The 17673-nt window shown below is 72.9% G+C and carries 15 protein-coding genes and 2 pseudogenes; 5 read left to right on the top strand and 12 right to left on the bottom strand.

Features of this window, described 5'->3' with window-relative positions:
* Positions 1–12: 12 nt before the first annotated feature.
* Genes NFT33_RS08160 through NFT33_RS08145 form a run of 4 tightly spaced genes read right to left on the bottom strand, consistent with a single transcriptional unit; the run spans position 13 to position 4043 of the window.
* Positions 13–1848 (bottom strand): PhoX family protein, encoded by a 1836-nt coding sequence (locus tag NFT33_RS08160; protein ID WP_251674509.1) that lies wholly within the window; start codon positions 1846–1848, stop codon positions 13–15.
* Positions 1845–3023, bottom strand: coding sequence for a CaiB/BaiF CoA transferase family protein (locus NFT33_RS08155; RefSeq protein ID WP_251674507.1), 1179 nt, complete (start codon positions 3021–3023; stop codon positions 1845–1847). Before NFT33_RS08155 ends, NFT33_RS08160 begins: the two co-directional genes overlap by 4 nt.
* Before the next feature lie 43 nt (positions 3024–3066).
* Complete coding sequence (locus NFT33_RS08150; protein ID WP_220785030.1) at positions 3067–3759, bottom strand: hypothetical protein; 693 nt, start codon at positions 3757–3759, stop codon at positions 3067–3069.
* Positions 3756–4043, bottom strand: a complete 288-nt coding sequence (locus tag NFT33_RS08145) for a hypothetical protein (protein WP_251674505.1) — start codon at positions 4041–4043, stop codon at positions 3756–3758. Before NFT33_RS08145 ends, NFT33_RS08150 begins: the two co-directional genes overlap by 4 nt.
* 110 nt (positions 4044–4153) lie before the next feature.
* On the opposite strand from NFT33_RS08145, the gene NFT33_RS08140 reads away from it, so the two are divergent.
* Positions 4154–4369: a hypothetical protein gene (locus NFT33_RS08140; protein ID WP_251674503.1), complete on the top strand. Its 216-nt coding sequence runs from the start codon at positions 4154–4156 to the stop codon at positions 4367–4369.
* 81 nt (positions 4370–4450) lie between these two features.
* On the opposite strand, the gene NFT33_RS08135 is transcribed toward NFT33_RS08140, so the two are convergent.
* The 5 genes from NFT33_RS08135 to NFT33_RS08115 form a co-directional block, all read right to left on the bottom strand.
* The gene (locus NFT33_RS08135; RefSeq protein WP_251674500.1) at positions 4451–5665 is read right to left on the bottom strand and encodes a hypothetical protein; all 1215 of its coding nucleotides are present in this window, start codon (positions 5663–5665) and stop codon (positions 4451–4453) included.
* 27 nt (positions 5666–5692) lie between these two features.
* Positions 5693–5863: a hypothetical protein gene (locus tag NFT33_RS08130; protein ID WP_251674498.1), complete on the bottom strand. Its 171-nt coding sequence runs from the start codon at positions 5861–5863 to the stop codon at positions 5693–5695.
* A gap of 169 nt (positions 5864–6032) precedes the next feature.
* Complete coding sequence (recG, locus tag NFT33_RS08125; protein ID WP_251674548.1) at positions 6033–8048, bottom strand: ATP-dependent DNA helicase RecG; 2016 nt, start codon at positions 8046–8048, stop codon at positions 6033–6035.
* A gap of 61 nt (positions 8049–8109) precedes the next feature.
* On the bottom strand, positions 8110–8517 hold the full coding sequence (locus NFT33_RS08120) for a type II toxin-antitoxin system death-on-curing family toxin (protein WP_149502844.1): 408 nt from the start codon (positions 8515–8517) through the stop codon (positions 8110–8112).
* Complete coding sequence (locus NFT33_RS08115; protein ID WP_149502843.1) at positions 8514–8738, bottom strand: AbrB/MazE/SpoVT family DNA-binding domain-containing protein; 225 nt, start codon at positions 8736–8738, stop codon at positions 8514–8516. Before NFT33_RS08115 ends, NFT33_RS08120 begins: the two co-directional genes overlap by 4 nt.
* A gap of 31 nt (positions 8739–8769) precedes the next feature.
* Between NFT33_RS08115 and queA the strand changes: the two genes are divergently transcribed.
* From queA to NFT33_RS08100, 3 genes are all read left to right on the top strand, one after another.
* Entirely contained in the window at positions 8770–9939 is a 1170-nt protein-coding gene (gene queA / locus NFT33_RS08110; protein ID WP_149502842.1) for a tRNA preQ1(34) S-adenosylmethionine ribosyltransferase-isomerase QueA, read from the top strand.
* A 108-nt stretch (positions 9940–10047) separates the two neighbouring features.
* Entirely contained in the window at positions 10048–10425 is a 378-nt protein-coding gene (locus NFT33_RS08105) for a c-type cytochrome (RefSeq protein ID WP_149502841.1), read from the top strand.
* A gap of 66 nt (positions 10426–10491) precedes the next feature.
* Complete coding sequence (locus tag NFT33_RS08100; RefSeq protein WP_251674495.1) at positions 10492–13011, top strand: ATP-binding response regulator; 2520 nt, start codon at positions 10492–10494, stop codon at positions 13009–13011.
* Here NFT33_RS08100 and NFT33_RS08095 read toward each other — a convergent pair.
* The 3 genes and pseudogenes from NFT33_RS08095 to NFT33_RS08085 all read right to left on the bottom strand — a co-directional run bounded on the left by NFT33_RS08095 (position 12962) and on the right by NFT33_RS08085 (position 16035).
* Complete coding sequence (locus tag NFT33_RS08095) at positions 12962–13807, bottom strand: Rossmann-like domain-containing protein (protein WP_251674493.1); 846 nt, start codon at positions 13805–13807, stop codon at positions 12962–12964. The genes NFT33_RS08100 and NFT33_RS08095 overlap by 50 nt on opposite strands.
* 79 nt (positions 13808–13886) lie before the next feature.
* Positions 13887–14372 (bottom strand): MaoC family dehydratase, encoded by a 486-nt coding sequence (locus NFT33_RS08090; RefSeq protein ID WP_149502838.1) that lies wholly within the window; start codon positions 14370–14372, stop codon positions 13887–13889.
* A gap of 32 nt (positions 14373–14404) precedes the next feature.
* A pseudogene (locus NFT33_RS08085) lies at positions 14405–16035 on the bottom strand (acyl-CoA synthetase).
* Between NFT33_RS08085 and NFT33_RS19310 the strand changes: the two are divergent.
* Positions 15946–17673: pseudogene (locus tag NFT33_RS19310) on the top strand (hybrid sensor histidine kinase/response regulator); the annotation flags it as partial. The pseudogenes NFT33_RS08085 and NFT33_RS19310 overlap by 90 nt on opposite strands.

Below are 17673 nucleotides of genomic sequence, written 5' to 3'. Positions count from 1 at the left end.
CGGGAGCATCGCTCAGCCCCCGATCACCCCGCCGTCGTCCTTGGTCACCACCACCGTCGCCGAGCGCGGGCGACCGCCGGGCGCGGGCCAGCCGGGGTCGGGGTGCTGGATGTTGAGGAAGAGCGTGCGGCCGTCGGGCGTGATCACCGGGCCGGTGACCTCGCAGCCCGGCGGCGCGACCAGGAAGCGGCGCATGTTCACGCCGCCCGGCGCCACCGGATCGCAGGCCAGCAGCTGGTTGCGCGGCAGCCAGAGCCGCTCGCCGGGCGCGGCCTCCAGCATCGGCGCCGCGTCGGTGGCCACCCAGAGCCGGCCGAAGGGGTCGACCGTCAGGCCGTCGGGGCTGCTGAAGGCGTCGCCCGCGGTCTCGCCGCCGCCCAGGGCCACGATGTCCCACTGGAAGGTCTCGGCCGCCAGGTCGCCGCCGTGGCGCCAGCGCAGCAGGTGGCCGGTCGGGTTAGGCGCGCGCGGATTGGCCGCGTCCGCCCCCGGCAGGCCGGGCTTGCCGCGCTGCGTGTTGTTGGTCAGCGAGACGAAGACCTCGCCGGTGACCGGGCTGATCGCGGTCCACTCGGGCCGGTCCATCTTCGTGCCGCCCAGGCGGTCGCTGGCCTCGCGGGTACGGATCACCACCTCGCCCTGGTCGGCAAAGCCGTTCTCGGGCGTCAGGCCGCCCTGGCCGTGCGTCAGCGGCAGCCAGCGCCCGCGGCCCTGGGCGTCGAAGCGCGCGACGCTGAGCGTGCCGTGGTCGAGCAGGTCGCGGTTGGCCGCGAAGCCGCCGGGGCGGATGCGGTCGCGGCTGACGAAGCGGTAGATGGATTCGAAGCGCGCGTCCTCGCCCATGAAGACCACCGCGCGGCCGTCCTTCGACACGCCGGTGGCGGCGCCTTCGTGCACCGCGCGGCCCAGCGCGGTGCGCTTGACCGGGGTCATCGTCGGATCGTGGGGATCGATCTCGACCACCCAGCCAAAACGGTGGAACTCGTTGGGGTGGCGGCGCAGGTCGAAGCGCTCGTCGTGCAGATGCCAGCGCGCCCAGTTGCCGCGCCCGCCCGCCTGCAGGCCCCAGCGCCGCTGCGAGGCATCGGGCTCGGCCGGCGGCTCGAAGTAGCCCTGGATGTTCTCCTCGCAGGTGAGGTAGGAGCCCCAGGGCGTGGCGTTGGCCGCGCAGTTGGCGAAGGTGCCCAGGATGCGCCGGCCCTCGGGATCGGCGGCGGTGCGCAGCAGCGCGTGGCCCGCGGCCGGGCCGGCCACCGCCATCGGCGTGTTCGCGGTGAGGCGCCGCGCCCGGCGCGAGGGCCGCACCACCGACCACGGCGCGTCCGTGCCCTTGCCCTCGCGCTGCACCTCGATCACCGACACGCCGTGCGCCGCCTGCGAGCGCGCGACCTGCTCGGCCGTGCGCGCGCCACCGGCCAGCGAGGCGGCATCGCGGTGCAGCAGCCGCTCGTCGGTGTATTCATGGTTCAGCGCCAGCAGGCCGTGACGGCCGTTCAGCACGCCGCGCCCGCCCAGCGGGAAGAAGGCCATGCCGTCGTGATGCATGCCGGCCTGCAGCGTCTGCTCGGCCGGCGTCGGCACCGCATCGCTGCGCCACGGCGGGACGGCGGCCTGCCCGGTGGCGTCGCCCCAGGCGTAGAGCACCCGCGCGGTGTAGCCCGGCGGCACCGCCAGCGGCGCCTCCACCGTCATCGGCACCGGCGTGAAGGCCAGTGCCGGCGTCGTGCCGGTGCGGCCCGCCTGCGCCCGCCCGGCGCCCAGGCTGGCCAGCATCATCCAGGCCGCCGTCGCGCCCAGCCTGCGCCGACGCGCCGGATCGGCCGGAAGAAGATCGTCGGCTTCGGTCATCGCGTCCATCCTTCGCCGTCGTGTTCCCCCAGGCGCGGCGCCGGCCGGAACAGGCCGCCGGGCGTGTCGCCGAGCTTCGGGACCACGCCGGGCACCTCCAGCGCCAGCCCGTCGGCGGTGACGATGCGCTCGATCATCTGCCGCGCGCGGTAGTGCGGATCGGCGGCGATGTCGCGCACCGTGTAGATGCGCCCGACCGGCACCTGCACCGCCTGCAGCGCGGCCACCACCGCGTCGACCGGGCGCTGCACCGTCCACTGCGTGATCGCCGCGTCGATCTCGTCGACCCGGGCGACGCGACCGGCATTGCTGGCCAGATCCGGCGCCTCGGCCAGATCGGCGCGGCAGATGGCGCTCATCAGCCGGCGGTAGATCGAATCGCCGTTGCCGCCGATCACCACCTGGCCGTCGGCGCAGCGGTAGGCATTGCTCGGCGCGATGCCGGGCAAGGCCGATCCGGCCGGCTCGCGCACCGCGCCGAAGGCGCTGTACTCGGGCAGCAGGCTTTCCATGCAGTTGAAGACCGCCTCGAACAGCGCCACGTCGACCACCTGGCCGCGCCCGGTGCGCGCTCGCGCCTGCAGCGCCAGCAGCACGCCGATGACGCCGTGCAGCGCCGCCAGCGTGTCGCCCAGGCTGACGCCGGCGCGCACAGGCGCGCGGCCCGGCTCGCCCATCAGGTGGCGCATGCCGCCCATCGCCTCGGCCACGACCGCGAAGCCCGGCAGGTCGCGGTAGGGGCCGGTCTGCCCGTAGCCGCTGATGCGCAGCATGATCAGGCCGGGGTTGTCGCGCGCCAGCTCGTCGAAGCCCAGGCCCCACTTCTCCATCGTGCCGGGCTTGAAGTTCTCGATCAGCACATCGCACTCGGCGGCCAGGCGGCGCACGTCGGCGCGGCCCTGCTCGGTGCGCAGGTCGAGCGCGACGCTCTTCTTGTTGCGGCTCTGCACCTGCCACCAGACGCTGGTGCCGTCGTGCAGCAGGCGCCACTGGCGCAGCGGGTCGCCGGTGCCGGGCGGCTCGACCTTGATGACCTCGGCGCCGAAGTCGCCCAGCGTCTTGCCGGCGAAGGGTCCGGCGATCAGCTGGCCGAGCTCGAGCACCTTCAGCCCGGCCAGCGGGCTGCGCGAACGGGCGGCGTCGGAGGAATGGGAGGGGATGGCGGTTTCGGACATGGCGCCGAATCTACCGCGACACGCCGCCCGCCGGCGCCAGGGGCTAGGCCAGACAGGTCTCGAACTCGCCGACCGGCACCGACGGCCGCGTTGGCACCTGCGGCAGCGCCCGCATCACCGCACGCCCCAGCGCCGAGCGGAAGAAGTCCGGCCACAGCCCATGCCGGGCCAGCCAGCCGGACGACAGGCCGTCATGCGCCTTCAGATCGGCAGCCAGGCCAGCGACCGCCTTCGACGGCGTGAACAGGCTGGTCGCCCGGTCGAGCGCGGCGATGCGGCGCGCCCAGGCATCGCCCGGGGCGTCGCCGACGCCGGCCCAGCTGCGCGCCAGCGACGCGGCGAAGGAGCGCAGCAGCGGCCCGTCGTGATCGAAGCCGTTGGCGTAGCCGGCGAGCAGTTCGACCCGCCAGCGCGCCGCCGCGGCAGCATCGCCCCGCGCCAGCGCCGCCGGCAGCACCTGCTGCCAGTACAGCGCGATCCGCTCCGGCTCGACCAGCGGCAGCGGATCTTCGCCGTCCACCCAGAAGGCCAGCGGCAGCCGGCGCCATTCGGCGCGCGCCAGACCCCGGCGCGGATCGGCGCCCGCCTGCGCCAGGCGCTGGCGCAGCAGCACCCCCAGCCGCTGCGCGTCGCCCGGCACCGGATCGACCGGCGGCGCGGGATCGGGGCGGCGCAGCTGAGCCGCCAGCGCCTCGACCGCCGCCGCAGTCTGCGACCAGTGTTCGGCGGCGCTCATCGCGAGGCGGCCGCGTCGGCGGCGCGGGCCCGGGTCAGCGTGGCCTCCAGTTCGGACGGCGTGCGGTAGGTCAGCACGATGCGCAGGTCGACGCGGCGGTTGCGCGCATCCGTCGGATCGATGCCGGGCAGCAGGCGCTTGTCGCCATAGGCGCTGAAGGAGAACAGCGGCTGCGCCAGCCGGTTGCGGTAGCCGTTCAGCGGGCTCTGCTCGACCAGCGCCGCATGCACCGCCCGCGCGCGGTCCAGCGACAGGCTGGTGTTGTCGTAGGCGCCGCGCGCCATCGGGCGGCTGTCGGTGGTCGACCGCCGCATGCAGCGCCGCACGCCCCTGGGCTCCCAGCTCGGCACGGCCGATCGGGAACAGCACATCCTCCGGCAGCGAGATCACGCCGGTGACCGGATCGATGCGCACCGTCGGCATCGCCGCCAGCATCGCCTGGCCGATGGTGTCGGTCACCTTGCCGCGCGGATCGGCCTGGCCGCGCAGCTCGTTCTTGCTCGCCTCGATCTCGATGGCCTGGCGGCGCTGCTCCAGCGCCAGCACCACCACCAGGATGATGAAGACGAAGAGCAGACCGATCATCAGGTCGGAGGCCGAGGCCAGATAGCCGCCCTCGCCCCGGGCGGGAGCGCCGGGAGCCGCAGGCGCGGTGCGTCGGGTCATCAGCATGATCGTCGTCGCTCCGGGATCAGACCGCCGCGACCCGCTCCTCGAGCAGGTCCTCGAGGCTGCGGGTGAAGGTGGCCAGCTCGCGCACCGCGCCGCCGATCTGGCCGACCGCGCGGGCCAGGTGGCCGTCGAGCTGCTGCTGCTGGGCCAGCGCCTGCGCGGCGCCCTGCTCGATGCTGCTGCGCACCGACTCGACCGCGGCGGCCAGCACCGCACTGCTGCCGGTCAGCGCGTCGCGGCCGGACTGCATCGCCGCGGCGGTGTCGCGGCCGGACTGCTCCAGCATCGTGCCGACCTGGCGCACCGCCTCGAGCGCCTGCGGTGCGCTCTGGCCGACCGTCTCGACCAGCGTCTGCTGCTGCCGGGCCAGCGTCTCGACGCTGGCCAGCGCGCGGCCGATCTCCTCGGCGATCTGGCCGAGGCGGTCGGTGGTGCCGGCCCAGCGCGGCTGCACCTGGTCCAGCTGGGTGAGGGTGTCGCGCAGCTGCTGCGCCACCGCGCGGATCTGGTCGGCGCCCTGGCGGCCCTGGCTGCTCATGTCGGCCAGCACATCGCGCATCGCCACCGCGCTGGTGGCGAGCTTGTGCTGCGCCGCATCCAGATCCTCGGCGCCACGGCCCAGCACGCCGCCGATGCGGGTCACGCCGCTCTCCAGCTCGCTGCCAGCCTGCTGCAGCGACTGCGTGGCCTGCGCGGCGCTCTGGCTGAAGGAGGCCACCGCCTGCTCCATCGTGCTGCCCAGCGTCGTGCCGGCGCGACCCAGCGCGTCGACCGAGGTGGCGATGCTGCTGCCGAACGCGTTCGAGGTCGCCTGCGCCGAGTCGCTCCAGGCGCGCGAGGCGGCGGTGAGCTGCATCTGCAGGTCCTGGCCGGCGCCGCGCAGCACGCCGGCGACATCGTCGGCGCCGTTGACCAGCGTGCCGGCCGAGGCCTGCAGGCGCTCCGACATCAGCGTCAGCGCCGCGCGCAGCTCGCCCATCTCGTGGCGGGTCGACTGCTGGATCAGACCGGCGTGGTCGCGCATCATCTGCTCGAGCGCCTGCTGGTTCATCGCCGAGATCTGGCCGGTCAGGCCGTCGAGGCTGGCGACGATGCGCCGGCTCATCGCCTCCATCTCGGGCACGATGGAGGCGCTGATCGAGCGGCCCAGGTGCTCGGCCAGCGCCTCGAGCAGCAGCTCGCAGCGGTCCTGCACCCGCGCCATCGCCCGGCGGGCCGCCACCGTCCAGCCCACCGAGGCCCCCCAGGCCCGCCAGCGAGGTCAGGAACTTGCCGCCGGCAGTCGAGCAAGCCCGCGGGTGGACAGCGCCGCACCCAGCCGGCGCAGCGGCGGCAGGAACCAGAACAGGAACAGGCCGATCGCCGACAGCAGGATGCCGGAGAACACCAGCCAGATCAGCATCTCGCCACGAAGGAAGGAAAAGGCATTCAAGTCACGACTCCCGACTCGACTGCAGGCCACGGAAGCTGCAGGACGGGCCGATTCTTGAATCCGCCCCCGGCCGGGAATCGCCGGAAAAGCAGGGCTTATTTCGGCGGCGTGACTTTCTTCCTCAAGTTCCGGCGCGACCGGTTTCAGATTCAGCCGGGTTCAGCCGGATTCAGGCCTTCAGGAACTCCATGCGCCCGCCCAGCCAGCGCTGGATGTGGGCGGCGGCAGCCGCTGGATGGCGCTCGAGCAGCGCCGGCGCGACCGCGCGGGCGCGCTCGAGCAGCGCGCCGTCCTGCCCCAGATCGGCGAAGCGCAGCAGCGCGTCGCCCGACTGGCGCGCACCCATGAACTCGCCGGGGCCGCGGATCTCCAGGTCGCGCCGGGCGATCTCGAAGCCGTCGGTGGTCTCGGCCATCGCCTTCAGGCGCTCGCGCCCGGTCGGCGACAGGGGCGAGGTGTAGAGCAGCACGCACACGCTGGCCACCGCGCCGCGCCCGACCCGGCCGCGCAGCTGGTGCAGCTGCGCCAGCCCGAAGCGCTCGGCGTGCTCGATGACCATGACGCTGGCGTTGGGCACGTCCACGCCGACCTCGATCACGGTGGTGGCCACCAGCACGCTCATGCGCCCGGCCGTGAACTCCGCCATCACCGCGGCCTTGTCGCTGGCCGGCATGCGCCCGTGCAGCAGGCCGACCGCGACGCCGTCGAAGGTGGCGGCCAGCCGCGCGTGCGTCTCGGTGGCGTTCTGCAAGTCCAGCGCCTCGGACTCCTCGATCAGCGGCACCACCCAGTAGACCTGGCGGCCCTTGGCCACCTCGTCGCGCACCCGCTCGATGATCTCGTCGCGGCGGCCGTCGGCGAAGACGCGGGTGACGATCGGCGTGCGTCCGGGCGGCAGCTCGTCGATGGTGCTGACGTCCAGGTCGGCGAAGTAGCTCATCGCCAGCGTGCGCGGGATCGGCGTGGCGCTCATCATCAGCAGGTGGGGCTCGAGCGCCTGCGCGGCGAGCTTGCGGCGCAGCTCCAGCCGCTGCGCCACGCCGAAGCGGTGCTGCTCGTCGATCACCGCCAGCCCCAGCCGCGCGAAGCGCACCTCCTCCTGGATCACCGCGTGCGTGCCGACCACCAGCGCGGCCTCGCCAGAGGCGACCCGCTCGAGCATCGCGGCGCGGGCCTTGCCCTTGCGGCTGCCGGTCAGCCAGGCCACGCCGATGCCCAGCGGCTCCAGCCACTGCAGCAGCTTCCTGAAATGCTGCTCGGCGAGGATCTCGGTGGGCGCCATCAGCGCGCACTGCCAGCCCGCGTCGATCGCCACCGCCGCCGACAGCGCCGCCACCACCGTCTTGCCCGAGCCGACATCGCCCTGCAGCAACCGATGCATCGGCTGCGGCAGCGCCAGATCGGCGGCGATCTCGGCGCAGACGCGCTGTTGCGCGCCGGTCAGGCCGAAGGGCAGTGCCGCCAGCAGGCGCGCGTGCAGGCTGCCCGGTGCACCCTGCCCGTCGGCAGCCGCCAGCACCGGCGCACGCAGCCGGGCGCGCTCGCGCTGCGCCGTCAGCTGCGAGAGCTGCTGCGCCAGCAGCTCGTCGAACTTGATGCGCTGCCAGGCCGGATGGCTGCGCTCCTCGAGCTGCCAGGCCGAGGTGCCCACCGGCGGATGGTGCAGCAGCTGCAGCGCCTCGCGCAGCGCCGGCAGGCCGCGCGGCACCACGCCGGCGGGCAGCACCTCGTCGAGCGGCGCGCGGCGCAGGCCCGACTCGACCGCCTTCCTCAGGTAGGCCTGCGGCAGCTGCGCGCTGGCCGGATAGACCGGCGTGAGCGCCTCGGCCAGCGGCGCGCCGCCCTCCGGGACCGCCTTGAAGACCGGATGCACCATCTCGCGGCCGAAGAAGCCCGCGCGCACCTCGCCGCGCACCCGCACCCGCGCGCCCACCGCCAGCGTCTTCTGGTGCGACGGAAAGAAATGCACGAAGCGCAGCACCAGCTCGGCCGCACCCTCGACCAGCCGCACGACCAGCTGGCGGCGGGTGCGCGTCTCGACCACGCACGAGCGCACCACGCCCTCGACCTGCGCGCTGTCGCCCTCGCGCAGCGCCGCGATCGGCGTCAGGCGCGTCTCGTCCTCGTAGCGCAGCGGCAGGTGCAGCGCCAGGTCGATGTCGCGCACCAGGCCGAGCTTGTCCATCGCCCGCTGCGGGGCGGAGCGGGCCGAGGCCTTTGGGGCGGCGGCGTCCGTGGTGGTGTGGTCAGCGCTCACGGGCCGTCATGTGCCGGCGCAGCCAGGCGGCCAGCTCATCCTCGGTCAGCTCGCCCGCGGCCAGCGCCAGCGTGGTCAGCACGCACGCGGCGTCATCCGCGGCCAGCTGCTGGCCATTGAGCAGCAGGCACAGCTCGATCGCGACGAAGGCCGTGCGCTTGTTGCCGTCGACGAACGGATGATTGCGTGCCAGCCCGTAGCCATAGGCCGCCGCCAAGGCGGCCAGGTCCGGCTCGCCATACATCACCAGATGCCGGGGTCGCGCCAGCGCCGACTCGAACAGGCCGATGTCGCGCACGCCCGGCGCCCCGCCGTGCTCGACCAGCTGCTCCTCGTGAACCGCTCTCAGCACGGCCGCGTCGATCCAGACCCATGCCGGGTTGGCCGGCTCGCTCATTTGGCCAGCTCGTGCAGCACCGCGCGGCGCGCCTTCATGACCTCGCGCGCCTGTTTCATCTGTTCCTCGAACACCGGATCCTGCCGAGTCAGGCGCAGTCCGTCCGGGCTGTCGGTGAGGTAGAGGGAGTCGCCCTTCTCGAGCTTCAGCCGCGCCAGGATCTCCTTGGGCAGGATGACGCCGACCGAGTTGCCGATCTGGGTAAGCTTCAGTGCGTGCATGGCGGACTCCGGTTATAACCAATGTTATACGATGCACCATTCTGCGCCGCCCCCCTTCCCTTCGCAAGCTCTCCCGCGTGAACCCGTGAACCACACCGTCGCCGACTTCGACTTCGACCTGCCCCAGGAGCTGATCGCCCAGCATCCGACGCCTGAACGCAGCGCCTCGCGCCTGCTCGACGGGCGCGCGCTGCCGGCCACCGAGCGGGTGTTCCGCGAGCTGCCCGACCTGCTCGAGCCCGGCGACCTGCTGGTGTTCAACGACACCCGGGTGATCCGCGCGCGGCTGCACGGCGCCAAGGACACCGGCGGCAGCGTCGAGGCGCTGGTCGAGCGGGTGCTGCCCGGCACCGAGGACGGCCGCCACGAGGTCTGGGCGCACCTGCGCGCGAGCAAGTCGCCGCGCGCCGGCCAGACGGTGCACTTCCACAATGCCGCCGGCGAGCGCTTCGCCGCCGAGGTGCTGGGGCGCTGCGGCCCGGAGAACGGCCTCTTCCACCTGCGCCTGCCCGGCGACGCGCTGACGCTGCTGGAGCAGTTCGGCCATGTGCCGCTGCCGCCCTACATCACGCATGCCGACGACGAGGACGACGCACGCCGCTACCAGACGGTGTTCGCGCGCGTGCCCGGCGCGGTGGCCGCGCCCACCGCGGCGCTGCATTTCGACGAGGGCGTGCTGGCGGCGCTCGAGGCCCGCGGCGTGCGCCGCGCCAGCGTGACGCTGCATGTGGGCGCGGGCACCTTCCAGCCGGTGCGGGTCGAGTCGATCAGTGACCACCGCATGCACAGCGAATGGTTCGAGGTGCCGCAGGCCACCGTCGACGCCATCGCCGAGACCCGCGCGCGCGGCGGGCGGGTGATCGCGGTCGGCACGACCACGCTGCGCTCGCTGGAATCGGCCGCGCTGGGCACACCCGACCGGCTGCCGCGCGCCGGCGCGCGCGACACCGACATCTTCATCACGCCAGGCTTCGACTTCCGCGTGGTCGACCGGCTGGTGACCAACTTCCACCTGCCGCGCAGCACGCTGATGATGCTGGTCAGCGCCTTCGCCGGCTTCGACGCGATCCGCACGCTCTACGCCGACGCGATCGCGCGACGGATGCGCTTCTTCAGCTACGGCGACGCGATGCTGCTCCAGCGTGCAGCATCTGCCGGCAACGACGGCGATCCATCCGGCAACAGCGCTGTGCCACGCTGACAAAAGCCGCCGCACGCTTGATCTTGCGCAACCTTGGGGCGCGGCGCGCCACTACCTTGGAGGCATCCGATTCAACCCGCGGCCGAAGCCGCGACTCCAGGAGCCACCATGAAGACCCGCACCCAAGCCCTCGCCGCCGCGATCGCCCTGCTCGCCAGCGGCGCCGCCCTGGCCGACAAGGCGAAGGATGACGCGATGCTGGCGCTCGCCACCAAGAGCGGCTGCATGACCTGCCACCACATCGAGCCGGGCGCCAAGGGTCCGGACGGCCTGGCGCCGATCGGCCCGGCCTGGAAGGATGTCGGCGCCAAGTACAAGAGCGACAAGCAGGCCGCCGACACCCTGACCCAGATCGTGCTGAAGGGCTCCAACCCCTACGACAGCCACTGGAAGGGCAAGGCCTCGGGCCTGGCCATGCCGCCCAACGCGGTCGCCATCAAGGAAGCGGATGCCCGCGATCTGGTGAAGTGGATCCTGGCGCTCTGATGCACCACTGAAGCGCCGCCGAGGCGCTGACGGCGGCGGCCGGCTCTGCGATCATCGGCGGCGCCGATGACCGCTCCGCCCCCTCCCCCGCCCTTGCCACCGCCTGGCGCCCGTTCCGCCACGCTCGCCCTGATCCGCTCCAGCCCGCGGCTCAGGGCCGGGCTGCTGTTGCTGGGCGGCCTGATCCTGACCGCGCTGGCGGTGGTGCTGGTCCTGCTGCTGGCCGGTCCGGACGATGCCCGCGGCATGGGCACCACGCCGGCCACCCTCGCGGACGGGCGGGCGCCGGGCGCCGCACCGATGCAGATGATCGAGCTGAGCGAGGCCGAGTTCCGCCTGCGCCCGCGCGATGCCTGGCAGCCGGTGCCGCTGCCCGACACCTGGGCGCGCCGCGGCCTGGCCAGTGCCGGGCTCGGTCACTACCGCATCGAGTTCACGCTGGGCGCACGGCCTGCGGGCCTGTGGGTGCTGTGCATTCCGCGCATGAGCCGGGTGCATGAGCTGCGGCTCAACGGCGAGCTGCTCGGCGGGGCGCTGATCGATCCCTTCGAGCGCCCGCCCGGCGACACCGGGGGCCGCGACCATCTGGTCAGCGTGCCGCCCCACCTGCTGCAGGCCGGCCTCAACCGCATCGAGCTGTCGGTGGTCCACAGCCGCAATGCCGGCCTGTCGATGCTGATGCTCGGCCCGGCGCAGGCCCTGCCGACCGGCGCCCGACTGATCCACCAGATGGCCTGGATCCCGAGCAGCCTCTATCTGGTCGGCGCCGGTCTGGCGGTGTTCATGCTGGCGATCTGGTGGCGCCGGCCCAGCGAGCGCATCTGCGGCCAGTTCGGACTGATCTGGATGCTCTGCCTCCTGATGCATCTGCTGGTGCTGCTGTCGCCGCCGCAGCCCGACGCGCTGCATGACGGCCTGCTGCTGCTGCTGCAGATCGGCACGCTGGCGCTCGGGGCCGCGATCGCGCTGCAGCTGAGCGGCCGGCTGCAGTCGGCCAGCGCCGGCGTCGCCCAGGCGACGCTGCTGCTGGCGGTGGCGCTGGCGCTGTGGGGCGCGCTGACCGGCGTGCTCGACGCGGTCCGCCTCTGGCTGCACCCGGTGCTGATCCTGGTCTGCGCGCTGCTGATGCCGCTGGCCTGGAGCGGCTGCCGGCGCCTGCCGGGGCCGGCGCGCCTGCTGCTGGCCGGCCTGCTGGCGGCGCTGCTGATCGCCGCAGGCCATGATCATCTGGTCTGGATGGGACTGAGCTCGGTGATGGACCACTACTGGCTGCCGCTGGCGCTGCCGCTGGCGCTGCTGGCGATCGGCAGCCTGATGATCCGCCGGCTGGTCGAGGCGCTGCGGCAGGTCGAGCAGCTCAACGCCGACCTGGAGCGTCGGGTGGCCGAGCGCACCGCCGCGCTGCAGCAGGCCAACCAGGCCAAGACCCGCTTCCTGGCCGCGGCCAGCCATGACCTGCGCCAGCCGGTGGTGACGATCAGCCTGCTGATCGACCTGCTGCGCGAGCAGGTGCCCGCACCGCTGCGGCCCATGACCGACCGGGTCGACGAGGCGGTGTCCTCGATGGAGGATCTGCTCAAGGGCCTGCTCGACCTGTCGCGGCTGGAGGCCGGCACGGTGCGCCCGCGCCCGCAGCCGGTGGCGCTGCAGCCGCTGTTCGACGCGATCGCCACGCACGAGGGCGAGACCGCTCGGCGCAAGGGCCTGAAGCTGCGCTTCCGGCCCAGTGGCGCCACCGTGGTGTCCGACCCGGTGCTGCTGGACCAGATCCTGCGCAATCTGGTCAGCAACGCGGTGCGCTACACCGAGCACGGCGGCGTGCTGGTCGGCGTGCGCCGCCGCGGCGAGCGGCTGCAGCTCGACGTGATCGACACCGGGGTCGGCATCGCGCAGGAGGACCAGGATGCGGTCTTCGAGGAGTTCGTCCAGCTCGACACCCCGATCGGCAGGCCGCGGCGCACCCTGGGCGACAGCAGCCGCGGCCTGGGGCTGGGCCTGTCGATCGTGCAGCGCAGCTGCGCGCTGCTGGGCCACCGGCTGCTGCTGAACTCGCGCCCCGGGCGGGGCAGCCGCTTCTCGGTGCAGCTCGACAGCGCCACGCCGCTGCCGGCGCTGCCGGTGCCGGCGCTGCCGCGCCGGCTGCCGCTGCAGGGCCTGCGGCTGACGGTGGTCGAGGACGAACCCGCGGTGCAGGACGCGCTGCGCGCCCGCCTGCAGGCCTGGGGCGCGGTGGTGCAGTGCCATGACGGACTGGCACCGCTGCGCCACCAGCTGGCGCAGCGCCCGCGCGGCCACAGCGGCATCGACCTGCTGATCACCGACCACCGGCTGCGCGGCGCCAGCGGGCTGGATGTGGTCGAGGCGGTGCGCAGCTACGGCGGACCGGTCCCGGTGCTGGTGATCACCGGGGACACCTCGCCGGGCGATCTTTCGCTGCTGTCGGCCAGCGGGCTGCAGGTGCTGCACAAGCCCTTCCGCGCCGAGGCGCTGCTGGCGGCGATCGAGCAGGTGCTGGCCACCGCCGAGACCTTCGGGATCACAGCCGCTCGAGCAGCGCCGGGCAGCCCGGCCAGTCGCCGCGGCTGAAGGCGAACTTGCGCGAGACCTCGCCCAGGCCGCGGCCGGCGCGCACCGCATCGATCGCGCCGGCCGGATCGGTGATCCAGCGCCCGCCGATCTGGGTGACCCCGCGCGCGAACAGCGCATCGGGCAGGCAGCCGGCGCTCGGGCCCAGCAGCGCCAGATGACGCGCATGGCGCAGGTGCGGCAGCAGCGCCTCGAGGCTGCCGTTGATCAGCGTGGTGGCGGTGCAGACGATGCGCCGGCAGTCCTGCAGCGCCGCCGGGTCCAGCGTCACGGTCAGCGCGTCGCGCCGGCCGGCCAGCTCGGGCTGAAGCTCCAGCACCGTCAGCCGCAGTCCGGCCTCCAGCAGCGGCGCCACCATCGGCGTGAACAGCCCGACCATGCCGAGATGCTCGCCCGGCAGCGGCGCCGGCCGGCCCCAGGGATCGCCGCTGCGCGGCACCTCCAGCCCGGCGCGCTCGACCAGCCAGCGCGACAGCGCGCCCAGCGCCGCCCACGCCACCACCCGGCGCGCGCCGCGCGCGGCCCCGAACGAGGCGGCCAGCGCCAGCGCGTCCGCGCCCGCGAGCGCCTCGGCACCGTGGCCGAGCAGCAGCGCCTCGTGATCGTCGTCGAGCATGACGTAGGCGGCGCCGGGCGTGCCGTCGTCGAGCTCGAGCAGGCAGAACTCGCCGCGGCCGGCCCGGCGCGCCGCCTGCACCGCCTCGCGCGGCGGCAGGTGCAGCGCGCGCACCTTCGGCAGCGCGAAGCGCTCGGCCACCGCACGCAGCGGGGCCACCAGTTCATCGTCAAGGCGCATGGCGCAGGCTCTCCGGATCCGGACGCAGGGACAGGAGCCGGAGCATAGCGGCGCCCGCGGCGGCGCCCCCTGCGCTGCGTCAGGCCTCGACCGGTGCGGTGGCCGCCGCGGCCGCGCGGGCCTGGGCCTGCTCGCGCTTGAGCAGCGAGCCCACCTTGATCAGCGCCTCCCCGTCGATCACCACCGTGCCCTTGACGGTGCAGACCGTCTCGAGCAGCACGCGGCAGCGCTCGGGCTGGACCTCCTTGACACGCACCGTCGCATGCACCGTGTCACCGGGCCGCACCGGCGCCTTGAAGCTCATGCGCTGGTCGAGGTAGATCGAGCCCGGGCCGGGCAGCTTGTTGGCCACCGCGGCCGAGATGACGCTGGCGGTCAGGAAGCCGTGGGCGATGCGGCCCTTGAACGGCGTGCCCTGCGCGAATTCCTCGTTGGTGTGCACCGCGTTGCCGTCGCCGGAAACGCCGGCGAACAGCACGATGTCCGCCTCGGTGATGGTCTTCGAGAAGGTCGCGGTCATGCCGACGCGCAGGTCCTCGATGTCATGGCCTTGAAGATCGTTCATCGTCGTCTCCCCCGTCCGGTCGTTTCACGGTCTCACCCGATGGCCGAGGCCGACTTCATCTGCTGGCGCAGCATGAACTTCTGGATCTTGCCGGTCGAGGTCTTGGGCAGCGTGCCGAAGACCACGCGCTTGGGCACCTTGTAGCGCGCCATGTGCTGGCGGCAGTACTCGACGATCTCCTCCTCGCTGCACTCGGCGCCCTCGCGCAGCTCGATGAAGGCGCAGGGCACCTCGCCCCACTTCGGGTCCGGCGCGGCGACGATCGCCGCCACCATCACCGCCGGGTGGCGGTAGAGCACCTCCTCGACCTCGACGCTGGAGATGTTCTCGCCGCCCGAGATGATGATGTCCTTGCTGCGGTCCTTGATCTTGACATAGCCGTCCGGGTGCATCACCGCCAGGTCGCCGGTGTGGAACCAGCCGCCGCGGAAGGCCTCGGCCGTCGCCTCGGGGTTCTTCAGGTAGCCCTTCATCACCAGGTTGCCGCGGAAGAAGATCTCGCCCATGGTCTGGCCGTCGGCCGGCACCGGCTGCATCGTCTCGGGATCGAGCACCGCGATGGCGTCCTGCATCGGGTAGGCCACGCCCTGGCGGGCGTTGAGCTCGGCGCGCTCGCCGATGGAGAGCTTCTCCCAGCCTTCCTGCTTGACGCAGACCGCCGCCGGACCGTAGACCTCGGTCAGGCCGTAGACGTGGGTGATGTCGATGCCGATGCGCTCGCAGCCCTCGATGATCGCCGCCGGCGGCGCCGCGCCCGCGATCAGGCCGTGGATCGAGTGCTCGATGCCGGCGCGCAGCTGCTCGGAGGCGTTGATCAGCAGGCCGTAGACGATCGCGCGCCGCACATGTGGGTCACGCGGTGCTCGCGGATCAGCGGGAAGATCAGCGTCGGATCGACCCGGCGCAGGCACACGCTGGTGCCGGCCTGCAGCGCCATCGTCCACGGGAAGCACCAGCCGTTGCAGTGGAACATCGGCAGCGTCCACAGATAGACCGCGTGGCGCGGCATCGCCCAGGTGACGACGTTCGAGGTGGCGTTCAGGTAGGCGCCGCGGTGGTGCGTGACCACGCCCTTCGGGTTGCCGGTGGTGCCGCTGGTGTAGTTCAGCGCGATCGCGTTCCACTCGTCCGACGGCAGCTGCCAGGCAAAGGCCGGATCGCCCTCGGCCAGGAAGTCCTCGTACTCCTTCTCGCCGAGGAACTCGCCGCCCTCGAACAGCGCATCGGCCACATCGATGACCAGCGGCTTCGGGCCGGTCATCAGCGCCAGCGCGCGGCGGATGGTCGAGGAGAACTCGCGATCGGTCAGCAGCACGCGGGCCTCGCCGTGATCGAGCTGGAAGGCGATCGCCTCCGGATCGAGACGCGTGTTGAGGGTGTTGAGCACCGCCCCGGCCATCGGCACGCCGAAATGGGCCTCGAACATCGCCGGGGTGTTGGGCAGCATCGCCGCCACCGTCTGGCCGGCGCTGACGCCGCGGCGCTGCAGCGCGCTGGCGAGCTGGCGGCAACGCCGGTAGGTGGCGGCCCAGGTCTGGCGCAGCAGGCCGTGCACCAGCGCGATGCGCTCCGGATGAATGGCGGCGGTGCGGGCCAGGAAGCTCAGCGGCGACAAGGCCACGAAGTTGGCGGCCTGGCGCTCCAGGCCCTCGTCATAAGGCATCGCGCCGGCGTGTCCGGTCACTGGCATGGCATCTGTCTCCGTTTGTCATTCAACGGAGGCGCATCTTCCCGAGTGACTTTTTCAACACATCGGAGCAAATGTATCGAATCTTGGCATCCCGACCCGGGTACGGCGACGTACACCGGAATGCAGCGGCATCCGGGTGCATCCGGAAGCCCGGGGTCAGCTCGCTGCCTAGAATGGGCCGGGATGGATCCGCTGCTCCCCCATTCCGAACCCGACCCCGAATCGGCACCGCGCGAAGCGCTGCTGGCCGAGCTGCGCCTGAGCGAGGCGCGGCTGCGCCTGATCTTCGACAACGTGCCGGCGCTGATCGGCTACTTCGACCAGAACCATGTCTACCAGTACGCCAACAAGGGCTACACCGACTGGTTCGGGCGCGGCCGCGACATCGCCGCCGGACGGCCGATCATCGACGTGCTGCCGCCCAAGGTCTATGCGGTGGTGATCCCGCATGTGGTGCAGGCGCTCAAGGGCAGCCGCCAGCGCTACGAGTACGAGATGGAGCGCGAGGACGGCCGCATCGTCAATGCGCGCACCGAGCTGGTCCCGGAGTTCGGCCCGGACGGCGAGGTGCTGGGCTGCTTCGTGCTGTCGGTCGATGTCAGCGAGGTCAAGCAGGCGCAGGTGGCGGTGGCCCAGGCGCAGAAGATGGAGGCGGTCGGCCAGCTCACCGGCGGCATCGCGCACGACCTGAACAACATGCTGGCGGTGATGATCGGCAATCTGGCCGCGCTGCGCGACCGCCATCCGGGCGATCCGGAGCTGGCCGAGTTCCTGACACCGGCGCTGAAGGCCGCGCACAGCGGCGCCGACCTGATCCGCCGGCTGCTGACCTTCGCGCGCCAGCAGCCGCTGGCGCCGCGTGCGGTCGATGTCGGCGAGGTGGTGGCCGATGCCGCGCAGCTGCTGGTGCGCTCGCTGCCCGATTCGGTGCGGCTGCTGACCTCGCTGGCGGCGCCGCGCCAGCGCCTGATCGCCCGCACCGACGCGCATCAGCTCGAGAGCGCGATCCTGAACCTGGCGATCAATGCCCGCGACGCGATGCCCGAAGGCGGCGAGCTGCGCATCGAGACCGACGAATGCCTGCTCGACACCGCCGAGGCGGCCGAGGCCGAGGTGCTGCCCGGCCGCCATGTGCGCATCCGCGTCACCGACACCGGCATCGGCATGGACGAGGCCACGCAGGCGCGGGTCTTCGAGCCCTTCTTCACCACCAAGCGCTTCGGCCAGGGCAGCGGCCTGGGGCTGTCGATGGTCTACGGCTTCGTGCACCAGTGCGGCGGCGGCGTGCTGCTGCACAGCCGCCCCGGCGCCGGCACGCAGGTGACGCTGCTGCTGCCGGCGCTCGACGAATCGGCGATCGTGCGTGCGCCCGCCGGCCAGGCGCTGCGTGCAGCGCCCGACCCGGAGACCGCACCGGCCCGGCCCGGCCGGCCGCTGGTGCTGCTGGTCGACGACCAGGCCGAGCTGCGCCGCATCGTGCGGCGCCAGCTGGTCGCGCTCGGCCATCCGGTGATCGAGGCCGGCGACGGCGACGAGGCGCGCGAGATCCTCGATGCGGTGCCCGACATCGGCCTGCTGATCACCGACATCGTCATGCCCGGCCGTACCGAC

It is taken from the genome of Sphaerotilus sp. FB-3 (assembly GCF_023706025.1).
In the GTDB taxonomy this organism is placed as follows: domain Bacteria; phylum Pseudomonadota; class Gammaproteobacteria; order Burkholderiales; family Burkholderiaceae_C; genus Sphaerotilus; species Sphaerotilus sulfidivorans.
This window is presented reverse-complemented; position numbering and strand designations above follow the sequence as displayed.